This is a genomic window from Amedibacillus dolichus DSM 3991 (assembly GCF_000154285.1).
GTDB lineage: Bacteria > Bacillota_I > Bacilli_A > Erysipelotrichales > Erysipelotrichaceae > Amedibacillus > Amedibacillus dolichus.
In genome coordinates this window covers 197,687-215,691 of sequence record NZ_DS483475.1, presented here as the reverse complement: position 1 = coordinate 215,691, position 18,005 = coordinate 197,687, and the positions used below count along the sequence as shown (strand labels likewise).

The 18,005-nt window shown below is 34.8% G+C and carries 31 protein-coding genes; all 31 read left to right on the top strand.

Features of this window, described 5'->3' with window-relative positions; all coding sequences use genetic code 11:
• Positions 1-95 precede the first annotated feature (95 nt).
• Entirely contained in the window at positions 96-254 is a 159-nt protein-coding gene (locus EUBDOL_RS11235; RefSeq protein ID WP_004799622.1) for a plasmid mobilization protein, read from the top strand.
• Between the two features lie 155 nt (positions 255-409).
• Positions 410-751 (top strand): hypothetical protein, encoded by a 342-nt coding sequence (locus EUBDOL_RS06005; RefSeq protein ID WP_004799620.1) that lies wholly within the window; start codon positions 410-412, stop codon positions 749-751.
• A 1-nt stretch (position 752) separates the two neighbouring features.
• A complete protein-coding gene (locus EUBDOL_RS06000) occupies positions 753-1,202 on the top strand; it encodes a hypothetical protein (protein ID WP_004799618.1) in 450 nt (149 codons plus the stop codon).
• On the top strand, positions 1,199-1,438 hold the full coding sequence (locus tag EUBDOL_RS05995) for a hypothetical protein (protein ID WP_004799616.1): 240 nt from the start codon (positions 1,199-1,201) through the stop codon (positions 1,436-1,438). The genes EUBDOL_RS06000 and EUBDOL_RS05995 overlap by 4 nt, the downstream gene beginning before the upstream one ends.
• The gene (locus EUBDOL_RS05990; RefSeq protein ID WP_004799613.1) at positions 1,419-1,634 is read left to right on the top strand and encodes a hypothetical protein; all 216 of its coding nucleotides are present in this window, start codon (positions 1,419-1,421) and stop codon (positions 1,632-1,634) included. The genes EUBDOL_RS05995 and EUBDOL_RS05990 overlap by 20 nt, the downstream gene beginning before the upstream one ends.
• 78 nt (positions 1,635-1,712) lie before the next feature.
• Complete coding sequence (locus EUBDOL_RS05985) at positions 1,713-1,919, top strand: 3D domain-containing protein (RefSeq protein WP_004799609.1); 207 nt, start codon at positions 1,713-1,715, stop codon at positions 1,917-1,919.
• Entirely contained in the window at positions 1,916-2,248 is a 333-nt protein-coding gene (locus EUBDOL_RS05980) for a hypothetical protein (protein ID WP_004799608.1), read from the top strand. Before EUBDOL_RS05985 ends, EUBDOL_RS05980 begins: the two co-directional genes overlap by 4 nt.
• A complete protein-coding gene (locus EUBDOL_RS11810) occupies positions 2,245-2,373 on the top strand; it encodes a hypothetical protein (protein WP_004799607.1) in 129 nt (42 codons plus the stop codon). The genes EUBDOL_RS05980 and EUBDOL_RS11810 overlap by 4 nt, the downstream gene beginning before the upstream one ends.
• Positions 2,357-3,229 carry a PD-(D/E)XK nuclease family protein gene (locus tag EUBDOL_RS05975; RefSeq protein ID WP_004799605.1) on the top strand — a complete coding sequence of 291 codons (873 nt, stop codon included), beginning with the start codon at positions 2,357-2,359 and terminating at the stop codon, positions 3,227-3,229. Before EUBDOL_RS11810 ends, EUBDOL_RS05975 begins: the two co-directional genes overlap by 17 nt.
• Before the next feature lie 10 nt (positions 3,230-3,239).
• Positions 3,240-3,782 carry a Rad52/Rad22 family DNA repair protein gene (locus tag EUBDOL_RS11370; protein ID WP_148495287.1) on the top strand — a complete coding sequence of 181 codons (543 nt, stop codon included), beginning with the start codon at positions 3,240-3,242 and terminating at the stop codon, positions 3,780-3,782.
• Positions 3,775-4,056, top strand: coding sequence for a hypothetical protein (locus EUBDOL_RS05965; RefSeq protein ID WP_004799602.1), 282 nt, complete (start codon positions 3,775-3,777; stop codon positions 4,054-4,056). The genes EUBDOL_RS11370 and EUBDOL_RS05965 overlap by 8 nt, the downstream gene beginning before the upstream one ends.
• Positions 4,056-4,577, top strand: coding sequence for a hypothetical protein (locus EUBDOL_RS05960; protein ID WP_004799599.1), 522 nt, complete (start codon positions 4,056-4,058; stop codon positions 4,575-4,577). Before EUBDOL_RS05965 ends, EUBDOL_RS05960 begins: the two co-directional genes overlap by 1 nt.
• A gap of 15 nt (positions 4,578-4,592) precedes the next feature.
• On the top strand, positions 4,593-5,300 hold the full coding sequence (locus tag EUBDOL_RS05955; RefSeq protein ID WP_004799597.1) for a DnaD domain-containing protein: 708 nt from the start codon (positions 4,593-4,595) through the stop codon (positions 5,298-5,300).
• Entirely contained in the window at positions 5,297-6,268 is a 972-nt protein-coding gene (locus tag EUBDOL_RS05950) for a hypothetical protein (RefSeq protein ID WP_004799595.1), read from the top strand. The genes EUBDOL_RS05955 and EUBDOL_RS05950 overlap by 4 nt, the downstream gene beginning before the upstream one ends.
• Complete coding sequence (locus EUBDOL_RS05945; RefSeq protein ID WP_004799593.1) at positions 6,268-6,594, top strand: hypothetical protein; 327 nt, start codon at positions 6,268-6,270, stop codon at positions 6,592-6,594. The genes EUBDOL_RS05950 and EUBDOL_RS05945 overlap by 1 nt, the downstream gene beginning before the upstream one ends.
• A gap of 2 nt (positions 6,595-6,596) precedes the next feature.
• Entirely contained in the window at positions 6,597-7,259 is a 663-nt protein-coding gene (locus EUBDOL_RS05940) for a ThiF family adenylyltransferase (RefSeq protein ID WP_004799592.1), read from the top strand.
• Positions 7,228-8,019: a hypothetical protein gene (locus tag EUBDOL_RS05935; protein WP_004799589.1), complete on the top strand. Its 792-nt coding sequence runs from the start codon at positions 7,228-7,230 to the stop codon at positions 8,017-8,019. The genes EUBDOL_RS05940 and EUBDOL_RS05935 overlap by 32 nt, the downstream gene beginning before the upstream one ends.
• Positions 8,016-8,636 (top strand): hypothetical protein, encoded by a 621-nt coding sequence (locus EUBDOL_RS05930; protein WP_004799587.1) that lies wholly within the window; start codon positions 8,016-8,018, stop codon positions 8,634-8,636. Before EUBDOL_RS05935 ends, EUBDOL_RS05930 begins: the two co-directional genes overlap by 4 nt.
• Positions 8,637-8,651: 15 nt before the next feature.
• A complete protein-coding gene (ssb, locus tag EUBDOL_RS05925) occupies positions 8,652-9,128 on the top strand; it encodes a single-stranded DNA-binding protein (RefSeq protein ID WP_004799586.1) in 477 nt (158 codons plus the stop codon).
• 12 nt (positions 9,129-9,140) lie between these two features.
• Complete coding sequence (locus tag EUBDOL_RS05920) at positions 9,141-9,428, top strand: hypothetical protein (RefSeq protein ID WP_004799584.1); 288 nt, start codon at positions 9,141-9,143, stop codon at positions 9,426-9,428.
• Positions 9,418-9,783 (top strand): hypothetical protein, encoded by a 366-nt coding sequence (locus EUBDOL_RS05915; RefSeq protein WP_040463277.1) that lies wholly within the window; start codon positions 9,418-9,420, stop codon positions 9,781-9,783. The genes EUBDOL_RS05920 and EUBDOL_RS05915 overlap by 11 nt, the downstream gene beginning before the upstream one ends.
• Positions 9,773-10,219 carry a hypothetical protein gene (locus EUBDOL_RS05910; RefSeq protein WP_004799580.1) on the top strand — a complete coding sequence of 149 codons (447 nt, stop codon included), beginning with the start codon at positions 9,773-9,775 and terminating at the stop codon, positions 10,217-10,219. The genes EUBDOL_RS05915 and EUBDOL_RS05910 overlap by 11 nt, the downstream gene beginning before the upstream one ends.
• Before the next feature lie 10 nt (positions 10,220-10,229).
• A complete protein-coding gene (locus tag EUBDOL_RS05905) occupies positions 10,230-10,478 on the top strand; it encodes a hypothetical protein (RefSeq protein WP_004799579.1) in 249 nt (82 codons plus the stop codon).
• The gene (locus tag EUBDOL_RS05900; protein WP_004799577.1) at positions 10,468-10,731 is read left to right on the top strand and encodes a hypothetical protein; all 264 of its coding nucleotides are present in this window, start codon (positions 10,468-10,470) and stop codon (positions 10,729-10,731) included. Before EUBDOL_RS05905 ends, EUBDOL_RS05900 begins: the two co-directional genes overlap by 11 nt.
• 132 nt (positions 10,732-10,863) lie before the next feature.
• Positions 10,864-11,352: a hypothetical protein gene (locus tag EUBDOL_RS05895; RefSeq protein WP_004799572.1), complete on the top strand. Its 489-nt coding sequence runs from the start codon at positions 10,864-10,866 to the stop codon at positions 11,350-11,352.
• 319 nt (positions 11,353-11,671) lie between these two features.
• Positions 11,672-12,517, top strand: coding sequence for a hypothetical protein (locus tag EUBDOL_RS05890; protein ID WP_235713698.1), 846 nt, complete (start codon positions 11,672-11,674; stop codon positions 12,515-12,517).
• A 95-nt stretch (positions 12,518-12,612) separates the two neighbouring features.
• Positions 12,613-13,470: a terminase small subunit gene (locus EUBDOL_RS05885; RefSeq protein ID WP_004799568.1), complete on the top strand. Its 858-nt coding sequence runs from the start codon at positions 12,613-12,615 to the stop codon at positions 13,468-13,470.
• Positions 13,457-14,791, top strand: a complete 1,335-nt coding sequence (locus EUBDOL_RS05880; protein ID WP_004799566.1) for a PBSX family phage terminase large subunit — start codon at positions 13,457-13,459, stop codon at positions 14,789-14,791. The genes EUBDOL_RS05885 and EUBDOL_RS05880 overlap by 14 nt, the downstream gene beginning before the upstream one ends.
• Before the next feature lie 5 nt (positions 14,792-14,796).
• Positions 14,797-16,152 (top strand): phage portal protein, encoded by a 1,356-nt coding sequence (locus tag EUBDOL_RS05875; RefSeq protein ID WP_040463274.1) that lies wholly within the window; start codon positions 14,797-14,799, stop codon positions 16,150-16,152.
• Positions 16,149-17,717: a phage minor capsid protein gene (locus EUBDOL_RS05870; protein ID WP_004799563.1), complete on the top strand. Its 1,569-nt coding sequence runs from the start codon at positions 16,149-16,151 to the stop codon at positions 17,715-17,717. Before EUBDOL_RS05875 ends, EUBDOL_RS05870 begins: the two co-directional genes overlap by 4 nt.
• 12 nt (positions 17,718-17,729) lie before the next feature.
• A complete protein-coding gene (locus EUBDOL_RS05865) occupies positions 17,730-17,930 on the top strand; it encodes a hypothetical protein (RefSeq protein ID WP_004799561.1) in 201 nt (66 codons plus the stop codon).
• The last annotated feature ends 75 nt before the right edge of the window (positions 17,931-18,005 follow it).

Genomic DNA, 18,005 nt, shown 5'->3' with positions numbered 1-18,005 from the left:
TAAGATGTTAATTTCAAAAATAATCCTAAGACTAATTGACAACCCAAAAAGTATATAGTATATTATGGGTAGCCAAATAGTCAGAAAGGAGGACCATGACAAACAAAACTATGGGTAGACCTAAAGTAGAAAACCCTAGGAATGAAAGGCTGAACATAAGACTGACTAAGGAAGAAAAAGAAAAGATTTTATCAAACGCAAAAAAAAGCGGAATGTCCTTAACGGATTATGTTGTTAGTAAACTACTTAAATAAAAAAGAGTAGCACCTATCGCCAAATAGTCATGTGCTACTCACAGAGCAACCCTCAACGAGGTTAAGGATTACGCTGAAATTATAACATCTTAGTGTATATTAAACAACCTCTTTGAGTTCTTTGATTATGGAAAGGAAAACAGGAGGTTTTTTATATGGAAGAAATCACTTTAACAAAAGAGCAGTTAGAAGAATTGAAAGAACAAATTAAGATAGAAATATTAGCGGAAAAGAAAATATCTGTTTATAACAAACCGCTTGTTTCTGTCCAACGTAAGTATTGGGAACAGCTAATAAGAATCAATATGGGGTCTACTTGGGAAGTTATCCGACGTATGACAGCTTATTTGCTTGGCTATAAGAAGTCAAAAGATATTCCTGAAACTAGATTTGAGGAAGCTGCCAATATTGCTGAAACGCTTTGTATCAAAGTGATAGAGGCATTTAGCAAAGGTGATGAAAGTAACCTTATTCAGACGGAGCGAAAGGAGAAGTAAATTGAATTTAATAAGAGACGCCATTTTGAAGGCGCAAGGAAAAGACAAAGACACATTTAGTGTTAGAAAGATTGCGGAAGCTTGCAGTACAAGTGAATCAACTGTTTATAACTATATGAGCGATAGAAATGCTCCACCGGAATTTGTTGTTAGCTTATCTGCTTATCTTCATGATTTGAATATGCGCGATAGATATTGCGCACAGGAATGTCCTATTGGCAGATGCAAGAACCCGAACGGGTATTGTCAAAGAGATTTGCAGACGCTTGGCTTTATGAGTGGAAAGGCTGCTGATGATATGGAAAAGGTCTTTCATGAAATTTATCAAATGTACGCAGATGGGCAACGAACAACGGAAGAAGAATTGTTATTTAAAGAAAACACACTGCCAACCCTCTATAAAATTTATGAAATTGTCAGAAATCTTATAAATGTAGGTGAAGAGTTTTGAGTACGTTTATCAAGACGAGTGAAGCAGTTGAAATATTGAATCATGAGATTACCAAAGAAACATTACAAACATGGATTCGATATGGTGATTGTCCGCTAGGTGTATATGTAGTTAAAGAGGGGAATAGTCGAGGGTTGTATTTTTGTTTCAAAGATGTGTGTGAGTATGTTAGGGATAACGGAATGTTGAAATTATTGTTGGAAAGGGAGATAAAACATGGACGTGAAAAAGGATAGAAAGATTACAGTATTAACAATATCACTTACTTGCTCTGTAGCTTTGAACTTTGGACTTGGAATTATTTCACATTCAAATGCCAATAAAGCTGCAGATGCTATTGATCAAATTATGATTGCAGAAGAAAAGGTAAGCGATGTTCGTCAAGAGTTAGCTAGTTTAAAAGAAGTGAAACAGGTAGAAGAAGCTAAATGAACTTCACTAGGCACCTTCAAAATCACGCACTACGGAGCTGATTGCATCGGTTGTAGCGGCATCACAGCAACCGGAACAATGCCACAAGAGGGCAGAACCATTGCAACGGATTGGAACATCATTCCTGCCGGCAGCGAAGTGATGATAAATGGAAATATCTATATCGTAGAAGATCGTGGTGGTGCAATTAAAGGAAATGTGATTGACGTGTTCGTCGGAACAGAAGCAGAGAGTATTGAGCGTGGAGTATATTACACAGAAGTGTATATAAAGGAGCAGCCATGAAACAAATTATTTTAGATGAAACGGAAAATAAAATTTTAAATTGTCTTAAGGTAGGCAAATCGAACGCAGTGCGACGCGAAACGATAGTTCAGCTAACAAATACTCATGATAGAAAAGTACGTTCTTGTATCGCTTCTATGCGTCGTAAAGGGGTTGCGATTATTTCTTCATCATCATGTGCAGGTTATTGGTTAGCTGAAAACGACGATGAGAAGAAAGAGTATTTAAAAATGATGGAAAGCTATGGCAAGCATTGTTTCGGTGTCGGCACTACAATGCGCCAAGAGCTTAAGAATACAGGGCAAATGTCCATTGAGGAGTTATTATGATTGATCGTCGTGATCCGGATTATGTTGCACCGAAGTATTCTGATGAAGAATTGATCGACATGAAAGCGGAGTATTTAGAAGAAATTGAAAAAGAAAGGAAGCTTGAGAATGAAAATTACAAATGAATATAATTTACCACAACCAATCATGGCAGCGGTAATGCGAGAACATACATACACACCGAAACAATATAGTGTTACAGCTTTATTGAAGGGAACGTGTCAAACTATTTTGGAACGCAGGCATGATAATGAAATAGAACAAGATGTATCGGAAATGATATGGCTTATCTTTGGAACGGCAGTGCACGGAGTCTTGGAACAATCACAGGAAACGGAAAATCAGTTGAAAGAAAATAAAATTGTTGTCGAATTGACAAACGGGTATAAGCTGAGTGGGATATTTGATCTATACGATGATAAGACGGGAACGGTAACAGATTATAAGACTGCATCGGTCAATAAAGTATTATTCAATGATTGGGATGACTATCGTAAGCAAACACTGATCTATTGCTGGATGCTGCGCAAGATCGGTTTTCATGCACACCGTGGAGAAATCGTAGCAATGTTGAAAGATCATAGTAAGACCAAAGCCTTACAAGGTGGGGATTATCCACAGCACCCTGTATATCCAATCAATTGGGAATTTACTGAAGAAGAATTTAACCAGATTGATGAATGGATTCATGACCGTTTTGAAGAATTAAGCGATTGTGAACAAATGACTGATGATGATTTGCCTGCATGTACTCCGGAAGAGCGATGGCATAAGGAAGATACCTATGCTGTGATGAAGGAAGGTCGTAAATCAGCAGTTAGAGTGTTTAAGACACATGGCGATGCACAGGCATATATTGACAGCAAGATGTTAGATAATAAGCATAGTATCGTGAAACGTGAAGGAACGGATAATCGTTGCGAGAATTATTGCAATGTAAATAAATGGTGCCCTTATTACAAGAGTAAACATGCAGCGTGAGGTAGTAGATATGGAAGAATTCAGAACATTACGCGCCGATGAAATAGACGTTAGAGTGCAATCGGTAAAAAAAGGCAAGAATGTAGGAGCAATCCTATTGCTATATAAAGATGCACGTTGTGATATGAACATTCTTGATGAAAGTGTCGGTCCTATGGGGTGGGAAAGAAAACATGAGTTGATTGGGGATCGATTATATTGCACTGTATCCATACTTGATGAAAACACAGGTAAATGGGTTTCTAAGCAAGATGTAGGAACGGAAAGCAATACAGAAGCGGAGAAAGGGCAAGCGAGCGATGCTTTTAAAAGAGCTTGTTTCAATTGGGGCATCGGTAGAGAATTATACACCGCACCATTTACATACGTAACCTTATCAGAAAATGAATTTTATGAGGATAAGGGGAAATTCAAAGTCAAGAGCGGAGTTAAATTTAGGGTTTCGGCAATTGAGTATGCTTCACGAAGAATTAGTAAGCTATCCATTGTAGATAAAGCAGGAAATCTTCGATATAGCTACGGATATCCGAAACAGGAACAGCAAAATGGCTAAGTCGATCATGCAAACGGAAAGGGAGTGTTATATAACGCACTCCACTTCCAACCTGCATAAGCATCATATTTTCGGAGGAAATGCGAATCGTAAAAAATCCGAGCAGTGGGGTTGTTGGGTTTATCTGAGAGCCGATTATCATAATGCAAGCAATCAAGGTGTCCATTTTGATAAGTCGTTAGATTTGGCTTTAAAACAGGAATGTCAAGCAAAGTTTGAGCAGCTGTATGGTCATAACACATTCATGATGGTGTTTGGAAGGAATTACTTATAATGGCAAAGACAAAAATTATCGGCAACTATAAGCGAAAGAGCATCAATGAAGAAGGCAACCTAGAGATTACTTTTGAAGTAAGTAATTACAATTATCGAAATTATTGCGAAGGGCTGGAAAAGAAAGCATATTCGCTAGAGATCAATGAAGTAAAAAGCAAGCGTTCTATCAATCAAAATAACTATTTGTGGGCGCTGATACACGAGATAGCAGGGCAACACAATGCATCTAGCAATGATGAATGGGAAATGTATTGTTACTTATTATCACAAGCCGGTGCAAAGTATGAATATATGGTGTGCCTAGAGAGTGCATTGGAGACGCTGAAACAGGAAGTAAGAGCAGTTGAGTTACTTGGATATGAACGCCGCGAGAATGGCACGCTATGGGCACGCTGTAAGGTGTTTATCGGAAGCAGCAAGATGAATAAAGAGGAAATGGGAAAGCTCATAGATACAACGCTGGAGTACGCTGAGAAGCTCGGCATTGATACGATGTATTATCGGCAGATGCTGACATGAATTGAGGTGGTTTGATTGCAACCAAACGGATTTATCAAGATACATAGGAAGCTGCGTGAATGGAAATATTATGACGTGCCTAACATGGTGGCGGTGTGGTTAGAATTGCTGCTAAGAGCTAGTTATGAGGGTACAACGTATAGAGGAGTAGAGTTAAAAAAAGGGCAAGTTGTGTTTGGAAGAAAGGAATTAGCGGAAACATTAGGTCTTTCAGAGCAGAACATACGCACATGCATAAACAAGCTAATTTCAGCCAACCAAATAACCATCGAAACAACCAACAGATTTACTGTTGCAACAATAGTAAAATGGGAAGAATATCAGTTTTGTAATGATAATGATAACCAACAAAATAACCAAATATCTAACCAACAAGTAACCAGCAATCAACCAACAACTAACCAACAGCTAACCACAATCAAGAAAGAAAAGAAAGATAAGAAAGATAAGAATAATACATTTATAGGCGCGTGCGCACAGGACGATGTATGGTCCATTCCGTTGTTGTCATTGTTTGAAGAAGAATTTGCTAGAACGATATCATCGAATGAAGCAATGCTTATATCGCAGATGGAAAATGATTACGATGATCTGCTCATACGTTATGCTTTACGCGAAGCAATGACGAGAGGAAAAAAGAGTGTACAGTATATTGACAGAATACTTGGTGATTGGAAACAAAGAGATTTCACCACGAAAGATTATGAGGAGGGGAAACGATGAATCTTAACGGATATATGTTTAAAAATGCAATGATGTATAACTTTATCACAGTAAAGGATCAAGTCATTTCAATTCACAATACAGATGAAGAAGGATATGGCTTCATTACTTACATAAAAACTGATGAAAGAGGAGAATTGACCTTCACGCTATCAAAGAAAGATTATCAAATGCTTTCACGCTTTGATGTATTTGATTTAACGGTATCAAAAGATGTAATCAAGGTAAAAGCCAAAAACAGCAATATCAATTTAGCAAACTTAATTGATGTTAAAGCGGTAATACCTGATACCAAAAATGCCAGAACAGTCGACGTGAAACCGAATGATTTTTTAAAAGGAAAATCATTCGTAGGGAATAGCAAAACGAAAATTCAAGTGAATGGAGTGAATGTCAGTCCCGATGGATATTTGCTAACAGATTCTTATCACTTCTACATGCAGAGGATAAATACAGGTGTCAGCGAATCAATCTGTATTCCTAAAGAAATATTTGGTTTTATCAAAGATATGGCCACTTGTATGACAGATAATAAAACGGTGGTATTTATCAATGATGCTGGTAACCAACTGTTCTATTCATCGCTTCTTTTAAAGGCGCAACCGCTTTTGAAATTAGATATAGATACGCCAGTTGTATTGAAGTGTAAGACAAACGATTTATTGCATCAGTTGTGTATTATGAAGGGTTATACCGATTATGTCAATTTGAAGCAATACGATAATATCTTACATCTGTATTCACATGAAGAAACCGATGTATTTGATCTCGAGGTAGAATCTAAATTTATAAAAGGATCTAAGTTGAACGTAACGGTAAGCCTAGAGCATTTGATCCGAATTATCGAATTGGAGACAAATACAGATATCGAATTACGTTTTGCAGACAGAATGATGCTTTATGTTTGTGGCAATATTTCTGCCGGCGATATGTATGTGGCGCAACAAGAGCCGAGGGAGGTAGAGTAATGAATTTGATGGATATGATAAAACCAGTGGAAGAAACAAAGAGCGAATCGAAAGAGAAGAGGGTAGCTGCTAAAAAAACAGAGTCTAAGAAAACGGAATCTAAAAAAGCAGATAAAGTATTCAAATATCCATTTGAAATTTATCTCGCAGCTGAAAAGAAAGATGTATCGTATATTTTTGAGGAAGGTGTTGAGTATGCACCAGAACAGATAACAAAGAAGATGCTGGAGCATGGTTTCTATGAATTTTCCGGAAATGTAACTTATGATTTCATTGAAAAGGATAATGTGCTTGTTCCGACATTTCAACAGCACAAGAAAGGGTAATTATGAAATATGTATTTGTGATCGTCGGAGTTGGTGGAACAGGTTCGCTTTTAGCAAGAGATATTCCAAAACTAATTTTACATCAAGAGCATCGAATTGTGCTTGTAGACGGGGATAGAGTAGAAGAGAAAAACATGGTACGCCAAAGCTATCAAGAACACGATATCAACGAAAATAAGGCAATAGCTTTAGCTAGAAAGATCAATGCTTTCTACGGTAATAGATGTGGCGTGATAGATAAATATGTAACGAAAGATGAAATATTGCTTATGCTTAGGAAGCAGTATCCAACATTTCTTCCAGTATTGATCGGTTGTGTGGATAATGACAAAACTAGAGAAATCTTAGAACATACATTTCATCAATTGGATAGATGTGTCTATATCGATTCCGCTAATTCGGAATATGAAGGAAATGTATATGTTGTTGCAAAAGAAGATGGGCAAAGAGCGGGGCATCTAAGGAGCGAAGTATATGCGTTAGACAAAGATATCCACCCTACAGAAAAGTCTTGTGAGGCACAAGCGGCGGCAGGGAATACGCAGTATATGGTAACAAATTTAAAAATGGCCATGACAATCATTGAGCATGTTAGCTCCATATTACATGGAGAAATCAAGGAGGGAGTTACGAATGTACGAAGATTTGAGGAAGTACATTACTAAGGAGGAACTTCTAAAAAGGACGGAAGCATGGTATATCAAGCGTCTGTGTGAATGTAGCAAAGATGAAAAATATGTAACTGAATTTATAGAGAGTCTTGTAGAAAACGGAAATCAAATCGACACCGATTTTGGTCCATTTGAATGCATGTTGGAATTTGCATACCATTGGGAAGATATCTTTAATGAAGAATATCCTATATTAAAGCTAATATTATCTTGCTTTCTAGATAAATTTGAAATTCATACAAGTTCAACGGATCCATTTGATATTTTTCTTGATCATACAACAAGAGGAAGGAAAATTATAGGATTAACTCATTCGAATCCGATTGTAAACGTATTTGATCATTGGGAAGAATTCATATCTTTATTTGAAGAATTAAGTGATGAAGATATCAAGGAAAACTATAATAATCCAGTATTTCGAGACGAAGTTTGCGAAGATTTATATTTTAACCATATTGCATTGAATTTTGATGAGTTAGAAGAAACTGCAGAGCTTGATATGGTACTCGATGAACTTTGTTTTTGTAAAGTAAAGCCAGGACAGTATGTATATGCATCAATGAATTTTAGTGGAGAATTTTCTGGATATGACACATTAGGAAAGTCTACATTAGAATATATTGATAGCCAAATTAATAAGAAGCGTGATTTATCGGAATTTGATAGAATGTTTAGCTATTTTGTAGTAGATTTAAATCCTTATTTCTACGATTTATTTGAATTGAAAGGAAGTAATCGGGAGGTAATATTTTGAAACAGATTATATTTAGAGCAGATACAATCAGCGAAGATATAGAGGTATTAAAAGTTGATGAAAATGGTAATGAGTATTTTTCGGCCATTGATATTCAATCTCTCATGGATAAGTTAAAGAAAATGAAACCAATTGCCACAGATAACAAACGCCAAAAGTTAATTTTTTTAGATGATCAGTATATCGCTTTCAATGATAAATGTGTAGTGATTAATCAGCAGGAGCATAAGCGTATTGTTACTTATCAAAATAAAGCCTACAATATCCTATTTCCGAATTCGATTTATTTCATTGATTATGTAGATGGAAAAATAAAAAATATTGAAGCATATTCGTATAAAGAGTATGAGGGCAAAGAAACCGAATTATTTAAATATCCAATGCCTAATATGTTGACAGAAAATAGAATTTGTATCGGATCAGCACCGAGAAGTATTGTAAATAATGATTATGTGAAGGCATTAGAAAATATCATATTTACACAATATACACATTCACATGTAGATAATATTAAATCATTTAAAGAAACAATTAAATATTTCGAATATCTTTCATCAAATAAATTTCCGTATGATTTGTTAATTTCAACCGGATATAAATTGAAGGATATCTTATAGACTAGGAGGTTAAACATGATAAACAGAGTAGTATTAGTCGGTAGAATTACAAAGGATCCGGTACTTCGTAAGACAACGTCAGGAATAAGTGTTGTCGCATTTACCTTAGCAGTTAATCGACGCATCAAAAAAGAAGGGCAGCCGGATGCTGATTTCATCAACTGTCAAGCATGGCAGGGAGTAGCAGATGTATTACATAAATATACTAAAAAAGGCTCACTGATTGGTGTTGAGGGACGCATACAAACGCGCAGCTATGACGATAGAAGCGGTAAGCGTGTATATGTAACTGAGGTAGTTGTGGATAGTGTTCAATTCTTGGAGCCGAAAGACAGCGCAAGTGCAAATGCAAATGTTAGCACAAATACCTATGTTCCTCAAAACAGCTATGAGCCAACTTATGAACCGGGAGCAGGTACCACACCATCTTATTCCAATGATTTTGCGAGCAGTGATACTTTAGATATTGCAAGTGATGATTTGCCATTTTAGGAGGATATTGAAATGAACAAGTATCAAGATGCGTTTGAAAAAGCAAGTTTATGTTGTTTATGTACAGATACAGTAGAAGAAGCACATGAATATTTAGATGTATTAAAGGAATTAGTCGATAAGGCTGTACCGAAGAAACCTGATTATGAAGCTGATGGGTATGATGAGAATGGTGAACTGATATATGACACTTGGATTTGTCCTAATTGCGATAAAAAATATGAAGTTGATTATGATGAATATGACCATTGTCCTAATTGTGGGCAAGCGATTGATTGGAGTGATGAAAATGTTGAGTAAAGAAGAAATACTAAAATGTGCTGATAGATTACAAGAATTAGAAAAATTAGACGTTGTGAAAGAATTTCGATATGTGCTACATGAAGTAGTTAATTATCCACAAGAAGAGCCTAAACAAGAATATTATAAATCATCAAAGATTAGAGATTATTATATTAAGTTACCTTATGAAGAATTTACAATATTGGATAATGGAAAATATGGATTTAAAAAGCATAGTTATGATGCTATTGGAAAGAAAAAAGATAATAAATCAACATTGTATCTTTGTTTATCTTTGTGTAATTATTCAAAAGAACAAATTATGCAATATATAGACAAGCATATAAAAGAGGAGGACGAAGATGTTGAATAAAGAAGAATTTAAAAAAGAAAATTTATTATCTGCTTTAAAAGCGTTAGATTGTAGTAGAAATTGTCCTTGTTGTAAGTGTTTCGATAATAACACTCAAAAGTGTCAAGACCCAACACCCTATGCAGTTGATTTATTGGAAGAATTTATACAAGAACACTTTGAACTTGTTGAAAAGTATGAAATGTTAGACAACACATATAGCATGATTTGTGAAGATTATTTAAACCCACAACCATACAAATTTGAGGATTTGAAAGAAGGTATGTGGGTTTGGGATAGTAAAGAGATGTGGATAAGAAATATAGTAATTCTTTTCAAGCCATGTAAACAATACCCTAAAGGAAGTTTTAAAGCATGGGCAGACTCATGTGAAGAAACTTTAGATTTTGTTGAATTTGAAGAAAATCGTTTCTATCCAGTGTATATTGCGAAATGAGGTGTGAGAGATGACTAATGATGGGAAAATTTTAGATGATATAAATTTAACTGATGAACAATTAGAGAAAATAAAACCAATTCTTGAACAAGAAAAAATAAAAACAAAAGTTATTGAAAAACCAAAACCAAATAGAAAAGAATATGATTTTACAAAAGTCAATCTAAAAAGCTTTTCAAAAAAGCATTTGATTAAGATTATTTATGGATTGCAGGCAGAACTTAATCAGTATAAAGAGGTGTTTAATAATGCTAGCTGATATCGAAAAATTCATATACAATGACAAGATTTATTCGAAGTGCAGTGCTGCGGATAAAGAAATGATTGATACATGCCTTCATGGAGTGCGTCAACAGCTGGAAACATTCAAAGAAGCATATAAACAGGCGCAAGAGGAAATAGCGCTACTGAAGCGTGAAAACAAGGCTCTAGCTGATGATAATGAAATGAAGTGTAATGAAATAGCTAAATTAAAAGCAGAAAATAGAGAATTGAGAGGTGGTAGACGATGATTAATTTTGTCATCCTATTTATCGGGATAATCATTGGGTATGCGATTGCAGCAATATGTATAATTTCATCAATGGAATCTAAAAAGGAAGAAAAGATAGATTCCTCATTATATCGCGAAAAGGAGTGATGTGATGAATTGGAAGGAGGAAGAAACACAGACATCACGCATCACACGGGAATCGCTGCAAAAACGCTTCATTAAAGAAGAATTGATGCGATATTATTTTTATTTAGGGAGAGTCAAAGATATCAACGCAGATATCGAAGAATTTAAACTAGAGTATCAAGAGGAATTGAACAATCCAAGTGTTGGTGGCAGCATTATAAAGATGCCAGATGGATCAATGTGTAGTGATAACAAGGTTATGATCCTCATGCGGAAATTAAATGACATGGAGGAAAACCTCAAATATTACATAAACAAGATGAATGTCCTAGATTCTTGGTTGAATTTCATCACAAAATCACAACAAAAGATCGTTAAGATCTATGTGATTAAATATCAGTGTCAAGAAAGAAGTCATGCTGCAGCTGAATTAAAATGCTCGGAAGAACTAATAATGAAGCAAACAAATCGAGCAATCAACAGAATATACGCAAATTTTAAAGAATTTTCATAAAAGTGTACCCTCGGTGTACCTACTTGACATGATATAATGATATTAGGAATTGGTGGCGAGATAGAGCCTCCCCTCACTCGCTACATTCCTGTTGCAATCAAACTTTCTCAATTCATTTATGGATAATCGTAAAATGGCGATTATCCTAAGTTACTTATGAGCGTATGTTTGTTAGTAACTTAGGGTAAAAAGCATCGAAGGATGCTTTTTTTATTTTGTAATGTTACGTAATATCGTAACATTATGTTGTATATTTAAAAGTGAAAGGATGTGTGATAAAATGTTCTTAAAGAAAAGTAAATTTAGAGGGGATTTTATTATGATGTCTGAGAAGTTAACAATACGTTTTGGAGGAGAAAATGATATTGATTTAGAAACATTATCTGCTTCTCTTAGCGCTACTGTTTGTACTTTAAAGAATCTTGCAGATAATCTTATTAATGAGAATGATTTTTGCAAATTTAAAGTATTAAACATCGAAAAAGGAAGTTTTGTAATAGATATCGAACAGATTATACAATTAGCACCAACTATTTTTCCTTATGTCCCGACTGTAATAACAGCTTTTAAAGACATATTAAAAATTAGAACTTTTTTAAAGGGGTTACCACCAAAAGGATTTGAGCAACAGGATGATAAAGTTAAAATAATAAATGAAAGAGGAAATGTATATTATGCAGATACGATGACAGTAAATATATATAATAATATCGTCGAGAAAGGAATGGCTGAAGCGGTTAAAGCAGTTTTGAATGACCATGATAGAACTGATCTATCTTATGAATTTGATGATGGTAAAGGATCCAAAGAAACGATAAATTTAGATAGAGAAAGCTTATCATACTTGTCGACACCACAAGATGTGGAAAAATTTAATAAAGAAATTGAGGAAAACGAAATCATAACAGTAGTAAAAGTGAATAAACCTGATTTAAGTGGCAAATCAAAATGGGGAGTAACCCTAAACGGAAGTAAAATATGGTGCAGTATTTCCGATGAGGATTTCATAAATAAAGTACATAACAATGAAATTCATTTTGCGCATAATACAAAATTAAAAATAAAAATGATTGTTAGATATAAAGAGGCAAATCTTCAAAATAACAAATCATCTGAAATAATAAGCCAGAATATTGCTAAGGTGTATGAAATTATTAACGATTAAAAATTTTTCACTAAATAAAACCATTATATTGATGATTTGATAGAAGCACCCAATGAGGTGCTTTTCTTATACCTAAAAAGGAGGTGGTGATATGAATGCCTAGACAAAGAAGTCCAAACAGAGATAAAGCAAAAGAACTCTATATATCCGGTAAAGGAAAGCTCTTATTGAAGGATATAGCAGAGCAGTTAAATATTAGTGATACACAGATAAGAAAATGGAAATCACAAGATAAATGGGACGAAGAATTGAAAGGTAATGTTACTAAAACAAAAAGTAACGTTACCAAACAAAAGAAAGGCATAAATATCCAGCCTTTAAATGAATTAAACCCCGAAGATATAGAGACGCTTGAAGCAGATGGATTAAACGAAAAACAGCGTCTTTTTTGTTTGTTGTATTCAAGGACGTTTAATGCTACAAAATCTTATCAAAAGGTTTACGGTGTATCGTATCAAGTAGCAATGGCATGTGGGCCTAGGCTGCTTGGTAAAGATAGAATAAAAGCCGAAATCATGAAGTTAAAGCAAGAGCGATGTAAAAGGGATCTGCTTACAAAGGAAGATATCTTTCAGAAGTATATGGATATTGCTTTTGCGGATTTGAATGATTATATTGAATTTGGCCAAGAAGAAACCATTGTCATGTCTGCTTTCGGTCCTGTAATGGAAGATGGTAACCCGGTAACGAAGATGGTCAATACAGTTCGATTTAAAGAGTCTGATGAGGTAGACGGAACAATCTTAAGTGAAGTCAAAAAAGGAAAAGACGGTGTTTCTATCAAACTTGCAGATCGAATGAAAGCACTTGAATGGTTAGCTGATCATATCGGTTGGGCTACAGACGAACAAAAGGCAAAAGTTGAATTGTTGCAGGCACAGAAGAAAAAGTTGGAAGTAGAAAGTGTGCAAGAGGATGATGAAGGTGTGGTGATTATCAATGACATCAAATAAAAAAACAGTAAAACTCAGTGATATTATTATTCCTAAATTTCAACCATTGGTAAACGATCGAGAACACATGCACCAAATACTTACATCGGGTCGTGCCGGTACAAAATCCTCGGCAATGGCGATTATGGCAGATTTTCTTATTGTATCAGAAGATGACTCCGCTGCAGTTATTATGCGTAAGCATCATAATAAATTACGAAAAACAGTATATCAAGAATGCGTACGTGCAATTGGGCGCTTGGGATTATCCAAAAAACATTTCACGATTACTCGAAGTCCGATGCAAATTACTTACAAAAAGAATGGTAACACTATATATTTCACCGGATCAGATAGCATCGATGATACAAAAGGTATGATAGATGAGAAAAATCATATACGTTTAGTGGTACTAGATGAACTTACTGAATTTTTCGATAAAGGAGAGGGAGAGGATGAGATCCTTAACATAGTTGCAACATTTGTGCGTGGTAATGATGAAGATTTTAGAATGATGTATCTGTATAATCCGCCTAAAAATCCAAAAGCACCTGTCAATGAATGGTGCCGTAAGATGGAGCAGCGTGCAGATTGCATTCATATTCATACGGATTATCGTGATGTTCCGATGAAGTGGTTAGGGCGAAAGCTGATTGATGAAGCGGAAGCAATGAAATTGGCTGATTTTAAAATGTATCGTTGGATATGGTTAGGAGAAGCGGTTGGACTTGATGATTTAATTTATTATATGTTCGATGAAGAACACCATGTACGTAAAACCAATAGTGAAGATAATATAACACTGTATGGGGTAGGTGTTGATTATGGACAAATGAATCCTACAACATATCAAGTCGTTGGATTAGACTTCAGTAATAAACGAATTCAAGGATTAGATGAGTATTATCATTGTGGTAGAACGAGCGGAAGGCAGAAAAGTCCAAGTGAGTATGCGAAGGACTTCAAAGACTTGATAGATAGTATTTACGAGCAATACGGGCATAAGCCTGTTTTTTGTTTTATTGATCCTTCAGCAAGAGGATTGAAAGAAGAAATTAAACGACTATGTCCGGAGATACAATTTCCCGATGTTGATAATTCAGTAGAGCTAGGAATAAGCAGAGTACAAAAATTGTTAATATATAACGCATTATCATTCACAAACAAGCAAAAAGAATTGAAAAGTGAAATATATATTTATGGTTATGATCCTGATTCTATTGAACGAGGAATAGAAAAACCATTAAAAGAAAACGATCATTGTATGGATGCGTTGAGATATGTTGTTATGGGGTTGTGGAAATACATTGTAAACATGTTACCAATTTTACGAAAGGAGTAATGCTTATGGTTGTGAGTGAAGTGAGAGATTTTCTTGAGCAGATGGGATATCAAGTGCAAACGACTATAACACATAGGGAACATATGCAGCTATGGCGTGAATGGTATCGAGGGAAGGTAGATGCTTTTCATAATTATAAAGTGTATAACGGTGTCAAAGAGGTTAAGAAAACAAAAAAATCACTAGGTATGGCAAAAAAAGCGTGCGAGGATTGGGCAGATTTATTATTGAATGAGAAAGTTAAAATAACAATAGATTCTATGCAAGAGCATCTAGATGGCATTTTAAAAGAAAATGATTTTCGTGAGCAAGCTAATGTATTGTTAGAAAAAACATTTGCGCTTGGAACGGGAGCTTTTGTAGAGTATAAATCATCAGATATAAACAATAATTGTTGTATCAATTATATTTCTGCTGATATGATTTTCCCTTTACGCATAGCAAACGGAAGAATTGTAGACGTAGCTTTTGCTAGTGAAATATCAAATGGAAAATATTACGTCAATATACACGAAAAGAAAGGGGATAAATATCGCATTGAAAATATTATTATCAGCTCTAAACGATATGGAAAGTATCAAATAAGCGAACTTCCGAAAGGCATAGAGAATGTATATTATAGTCCTGTTCCATTATTTCAAATAATAAAACCTAACATAGCAAATAATTCTGATATGGATGAACCTATGGGATTGTCCGTATTCGCCAATGCAACAGATGAAATGATGGATGTTGATGAGAAGTTTGACTCTTATTTTAATGAGTTTCAATTAGGAAAAAAAAGGATATTTGTTGATCCGTCATCAATCAATGTTGTACCAACAGTCGATAATGAAAATACAAAACCGGTATTTGATCCCGATGATATCGCATTTTATGGTGTAGCTGGTCTTGGTGAAGATAATAAGAGGAAAATTGAACAAACGGATTTTGATTTGCGTGTTGAACAACATAGCTTAGGTTTGCAAGATTCCTTGAATTTGTTTAGTGATAAGGTGGGCTTCGGTACTAATTATTACGTTTTTAAGGAAGGAAAGATATATACGAATACAACAGATATTATCAGTAGCAACTCTAAGATGTTTCGTCGTTTAAAAAAACACGAAATTATTCTACGTAGAGCATTAGAAGAACTTGTGCGCGCAGTTTTATATATTTCCGTGGGACAAGTATATTCAGGAATTATCACAATAGACTTTGACGATTCTATTATTGAAGATAAGGAAGCAGAAAGAAAACAATATAAAGAAGATGTCGCTTTAGGGGCTATGAGTCTTTTAGAGTATCGTATGAAAGTATACAATGAAGACAAAAATACAGCTCAATCAATGCTCCCTCAGCAAGCAGATGTGATGCAATGATTACGCATAATCAAATGGAATCCTATGGATATGGTGGAGAAGCAATTTTCATTAAATTAGAACAACGAATCATGTTAGATATTGTAAGACGTATTTACAATGCAGGTGTTATAACGCGTTCAGCGGATTTCCAGATCAATCAGTTGTATAACATAGGATATAGTAGTGAAGATATTAAAAAAATGCTAAAAGAGACAATTAAATATTCTGATGAATATGTAGATTATTTATATGATATGGCAATTAAAACGGACTATATCGGGAATAAAGAATTGTATAAACAGATTAACGGTAACTTTATTCCTTATGAGAAAAATACTTTTTTGCAAGGGATTGTAAAAGCAGCAAAACAGAAAACACATGAAAAAATGCAAAATTTGACACAATCATTAGGATTTGTATTAAACGAAAAAAACGGATTAGTTGAAGTTAGTTTGACAGAGTATTTTAAAAAAGTCTTAGATAGAATAGTTGTTGACATACAGACAGGTGCTTTTGATTATAATACGACGTTAAGAAAAGCAGTACAAGAAATGACAAACTCAGGCGTTCGGTGGATAGATTATGAAAGTAAATATCACAATCGAATTACTGTCGCGGCCAGAAGAGCGGTAATGTCGTCGATTTCAGACATTTGTAATATGACAGCCAGAGATACTGCTGCTAAATTAGGTATAGATACTTTTGAGGTAACCGCCCACCCTAATGCGCGACCTACTCATGCGATTTGGCAAGGAGGCATTTATACGTCTGCGGAATTAGAAAGTACTTGTGGATTAGGCACGGTAACAGGACTTCAAGGAGCAAATTGTTATCATCTATATTATCCGTTTGTACCTGGGGTATCTAAAAGGGCCTATACCGAGCATCAACTTAGAGAATGGCGTTCTCAAGATGTAAAAATGTATTTGGGAAAAACATATACAGGATATGAAGCAACACAACATATGAGACGAATGGAAACCAATATACGAGCAATGAGAGAAAGGATTACATTATTAAAAGAAGGCAAAGGTGATCCGCTTGATATCATGTATGCGCAAGCAAGGTATCGTACTGCAATGGACGAATACGTAAAATTTGCAAAAGTAATGGGTTTGAAACAGCAGAAAGAACGCATTTATATGGATGGGTTAGGAAGAATATCAAACTCTATATCCAACAAGCAATTAGAAAAGAATATTCTACTTTACGAGGGATATAAAAAGGCAATAAATAAGGGAGATATATCATCTTTCATAACATTTGAAATTTATCAAGATACTGCTAAACAAATCGAAAAAGAACTTGTTGGTGTTACTACAAAAGATGGTATAATGATAACAGGGTATAAAACACATTTTGTTGATCGTATCATTGGGCAATATGAGAGTAGCAATTACCCCGTAAAAGGAAAGCGTAAGGGAGTGTCAGTAGGTGATGTTTTGGCGACTTTGAAGAATCCTGATAAGATTTCTGAAAAGAATACGGCAAGCGGAAAAAGCAGAAACTATCATTCGAATAGTTGTATCATCACTGTAAATCCTAATACAGGAAATCTAATACAGACAACTCCTAAAAAATAAGAGGCAGATAGTATGGTAAAATTAAGGAAAGAAGAAATTGAATTTATAAAAGGATATATTAATGATGCAGAAAATTTATTGAATTCAAACGATCCTAACGAACTTATCGAAGCATTACACGATTTTACAGTAGAGTATTTAATGCAAGACATAGTAAATGATAAAGTGAGAACCGCTGAAAGAATTATAGACAGGATAGTGTATGAAGAATAGTGTTTTGAAAAACATTGTTAAATTCAAAATTATTTAACGCTCAATAAGGGCGTTTTTATTTTTAGGGGAGTGATG

Excerpts from the sequence above, each read along its gene's own strand:
- EUBDOL_RS11810 (WP_004799607.1), top strand. The coding sequence starts at position 2,245 with ATGATTGATCGTCGTGATCCGGATTATGTTGCACCGAAGTATTCTGAT.
- EUBDOL_RS05910 (WP_004799580.1), top strand. The coding sequence starts at position 9,773 with ATGTTGAATAAAGAAGAATTTAAAAAAGAAAATTTATTATCTGCTTTA.
- EUBDOL_RS05950 (WP_004799595.1), top strand. The coding sequence starts at position 5,297 with ATGAATCTTAACGGATATATGTTTAAAAATGCAATGATGTATAACTTT.
- EUBDOL_RS11370 (WP_148495287.1), top strand. The coding sequence starts at position 3,240 with ATGGAAGAATTCAGAACATTACGCGCCGATGAAATAGACGTTAGAGTG.
- EUBDOL_RS05890 (WP_235713698.1), top strand. The coding sequence starts at position 11,672 with ATGATGTCTGAGAAGTTAACAATACGTTTTGGAGGAGAAAATGATATT.
- EUBDOL_RS05900 (WP_004799577.1), top strand. The coding sequence starts at position 10,468 with ATGCTAGCTGATATCGAAAAATTCATATACAATGACAAGATTTATTCG.
- EUBDOL_RS05960 (WP_004799599.1), top strand. The coding sequence starts at position 4,056 with ATGGCAAAGACAAAAATTATCGGCAACTATAAGCGAAAGAGCATCAAT.
- EUBDOL_RS05865 (WP_004799561.1), top strand. The coding sequence starts at position 17,730 with ATGGTAAAATTAAGGAAAGAAGAAATTGAATTTATAAAAGGATATATT.
- EUBDOL_RS05935 (WP_004799589.1), top strand. The coding sequence starts at position 7,228 with ATGTACGAAGATTTGAGGAAGTACATTACTAAGGAGGAACTTCTAAAA.
- EUBDOL_RS05985 (WP_004799609.1), top strand. The coding sequence starts at position 1,713 with ATGCCACAAGAGGGCAGAACCATTGCAACGGATTGGAACATCATTCCT.
- EUBDOL_RS11235 (WP_004799622.1), top strand. The coding sequence starts at position 96 with ATGACAAACAAAACTATGGGTAGACCTAAAGTAGAAAACCCTAGGAAT.
- EUBDOL_RS05945 (WP_004799593.1), top strand. The coding sequence starts at position 6,268 with ATGAATTTGATGGATATGATAAAACCAGTGGAAGAAACAAAGAGCGAA.
- EUBDOL_RS05920 (WP_004799584.1), top strand. The coding sequence starts at position 9,141 with ATGAACAAGTATCAAGATGCGTTTGAAAAAGCAAGTTTATGTTGTTTA.
- EUBDOL_RS05975 (WP_004799605.1), top strand. The coding sequence starts at position 2,357 with ATGAAAATTACAAATGAATATAATTTACCACAACCAATCATGGCAGCG.
- EUBDOL_RS05965 (WP_004799602.1), top strand. The coding sequence starts at position 3,775 with ATGGCTAAGTCGATCATGCAAACGGAAAGGGAGTGTTATATAACGCAC.
- EUBDOL_RS05880 (WP_004799566.1), top strand. The coding sequence starts at position 13,457 with ATGACATCAAATAAAAAAACAGTAAAACTCAGTGATATTATTATTCCT.
- EUBDOL_RS05915 (WP_040463277.1), top strand. The coding sequence starts at position 9,418 with ATGTTGAGTAAAGAAGAAATACTAAAATGTGCTGATAGATTACAAGAA.
- ssb (WP_004799586.1), top strand. The coding sequence starts at position 8,652 with ATGATAAACAGAGTAGTATTAGTCGGTAGAATTACAAAGGATCCGGTA.
- EUBDOL_RS05980 (WP_004799608.1), top strand. The coding sequence starts at position 1,916 with ATGAAACAAATTATTTTAGATGAAACGGAAAATAAAATTTTAAATTGT.
- EUBDOL_RS05940 (WP_004799592.1), top strand. The coding sequence starts at position 6,597 with ATGAAATATGTATTTGTGATCGTCGGAGTTGGTGGAACAGGTTCGCTT.
- EUBDOL_RS05870 (WP_004799563.1), top strand. The coding sequence starts at position 16,149 with ATGATTACGCATAATCAAATGGAATCCTATGGATATGGTGGAGAAGCA.
- EUBDOL_RS05875 (WP_040463274.1), top strand. The coding sequence starts at position 14,797 with ATGGTTGTGAGTGAAGTGAGAGATTTTCTTGAGCAGATGGGATATCAA.
- EUBDOL_RS05905 (WP_004799579.1), top strand. The coding sequence starts at position 10,230 with ATGACTAATGATGGGAAAATTTTAGATGATATAAATTTAACTGATGAA.
- EUBDOL_RS05990 (WP_004799613.1), top strand. The coding sequence starts at position 1,419 with ATGGACGTGAAAAAGGATAGAAAGATTACAGTATTAACAATATCACTT.
- EUBDOL_RS05885 (WP_004799568.1), top strand. The coding sequence starts at position 12,613 with ATGCCTAGACAAAGAAGTCCAAACAGAGATAAAGCAAAAGAACTCTAT.
- EUBDOL_RS06005 (WP_004799620.1), top strand. The coding sequence starts at position 410 with ATGGAAGAAATCACTTTAACAAAAGAGCAGTTAGAAGAATTGAAAGAA.
- EUBDOL_RS05895 (WP_004799572.1), top strand. The coding sequence starts at position 10,864 with ATGAATTGGAAGGAGGAAGAAACACAGACATCACGCATCACACGGGAA.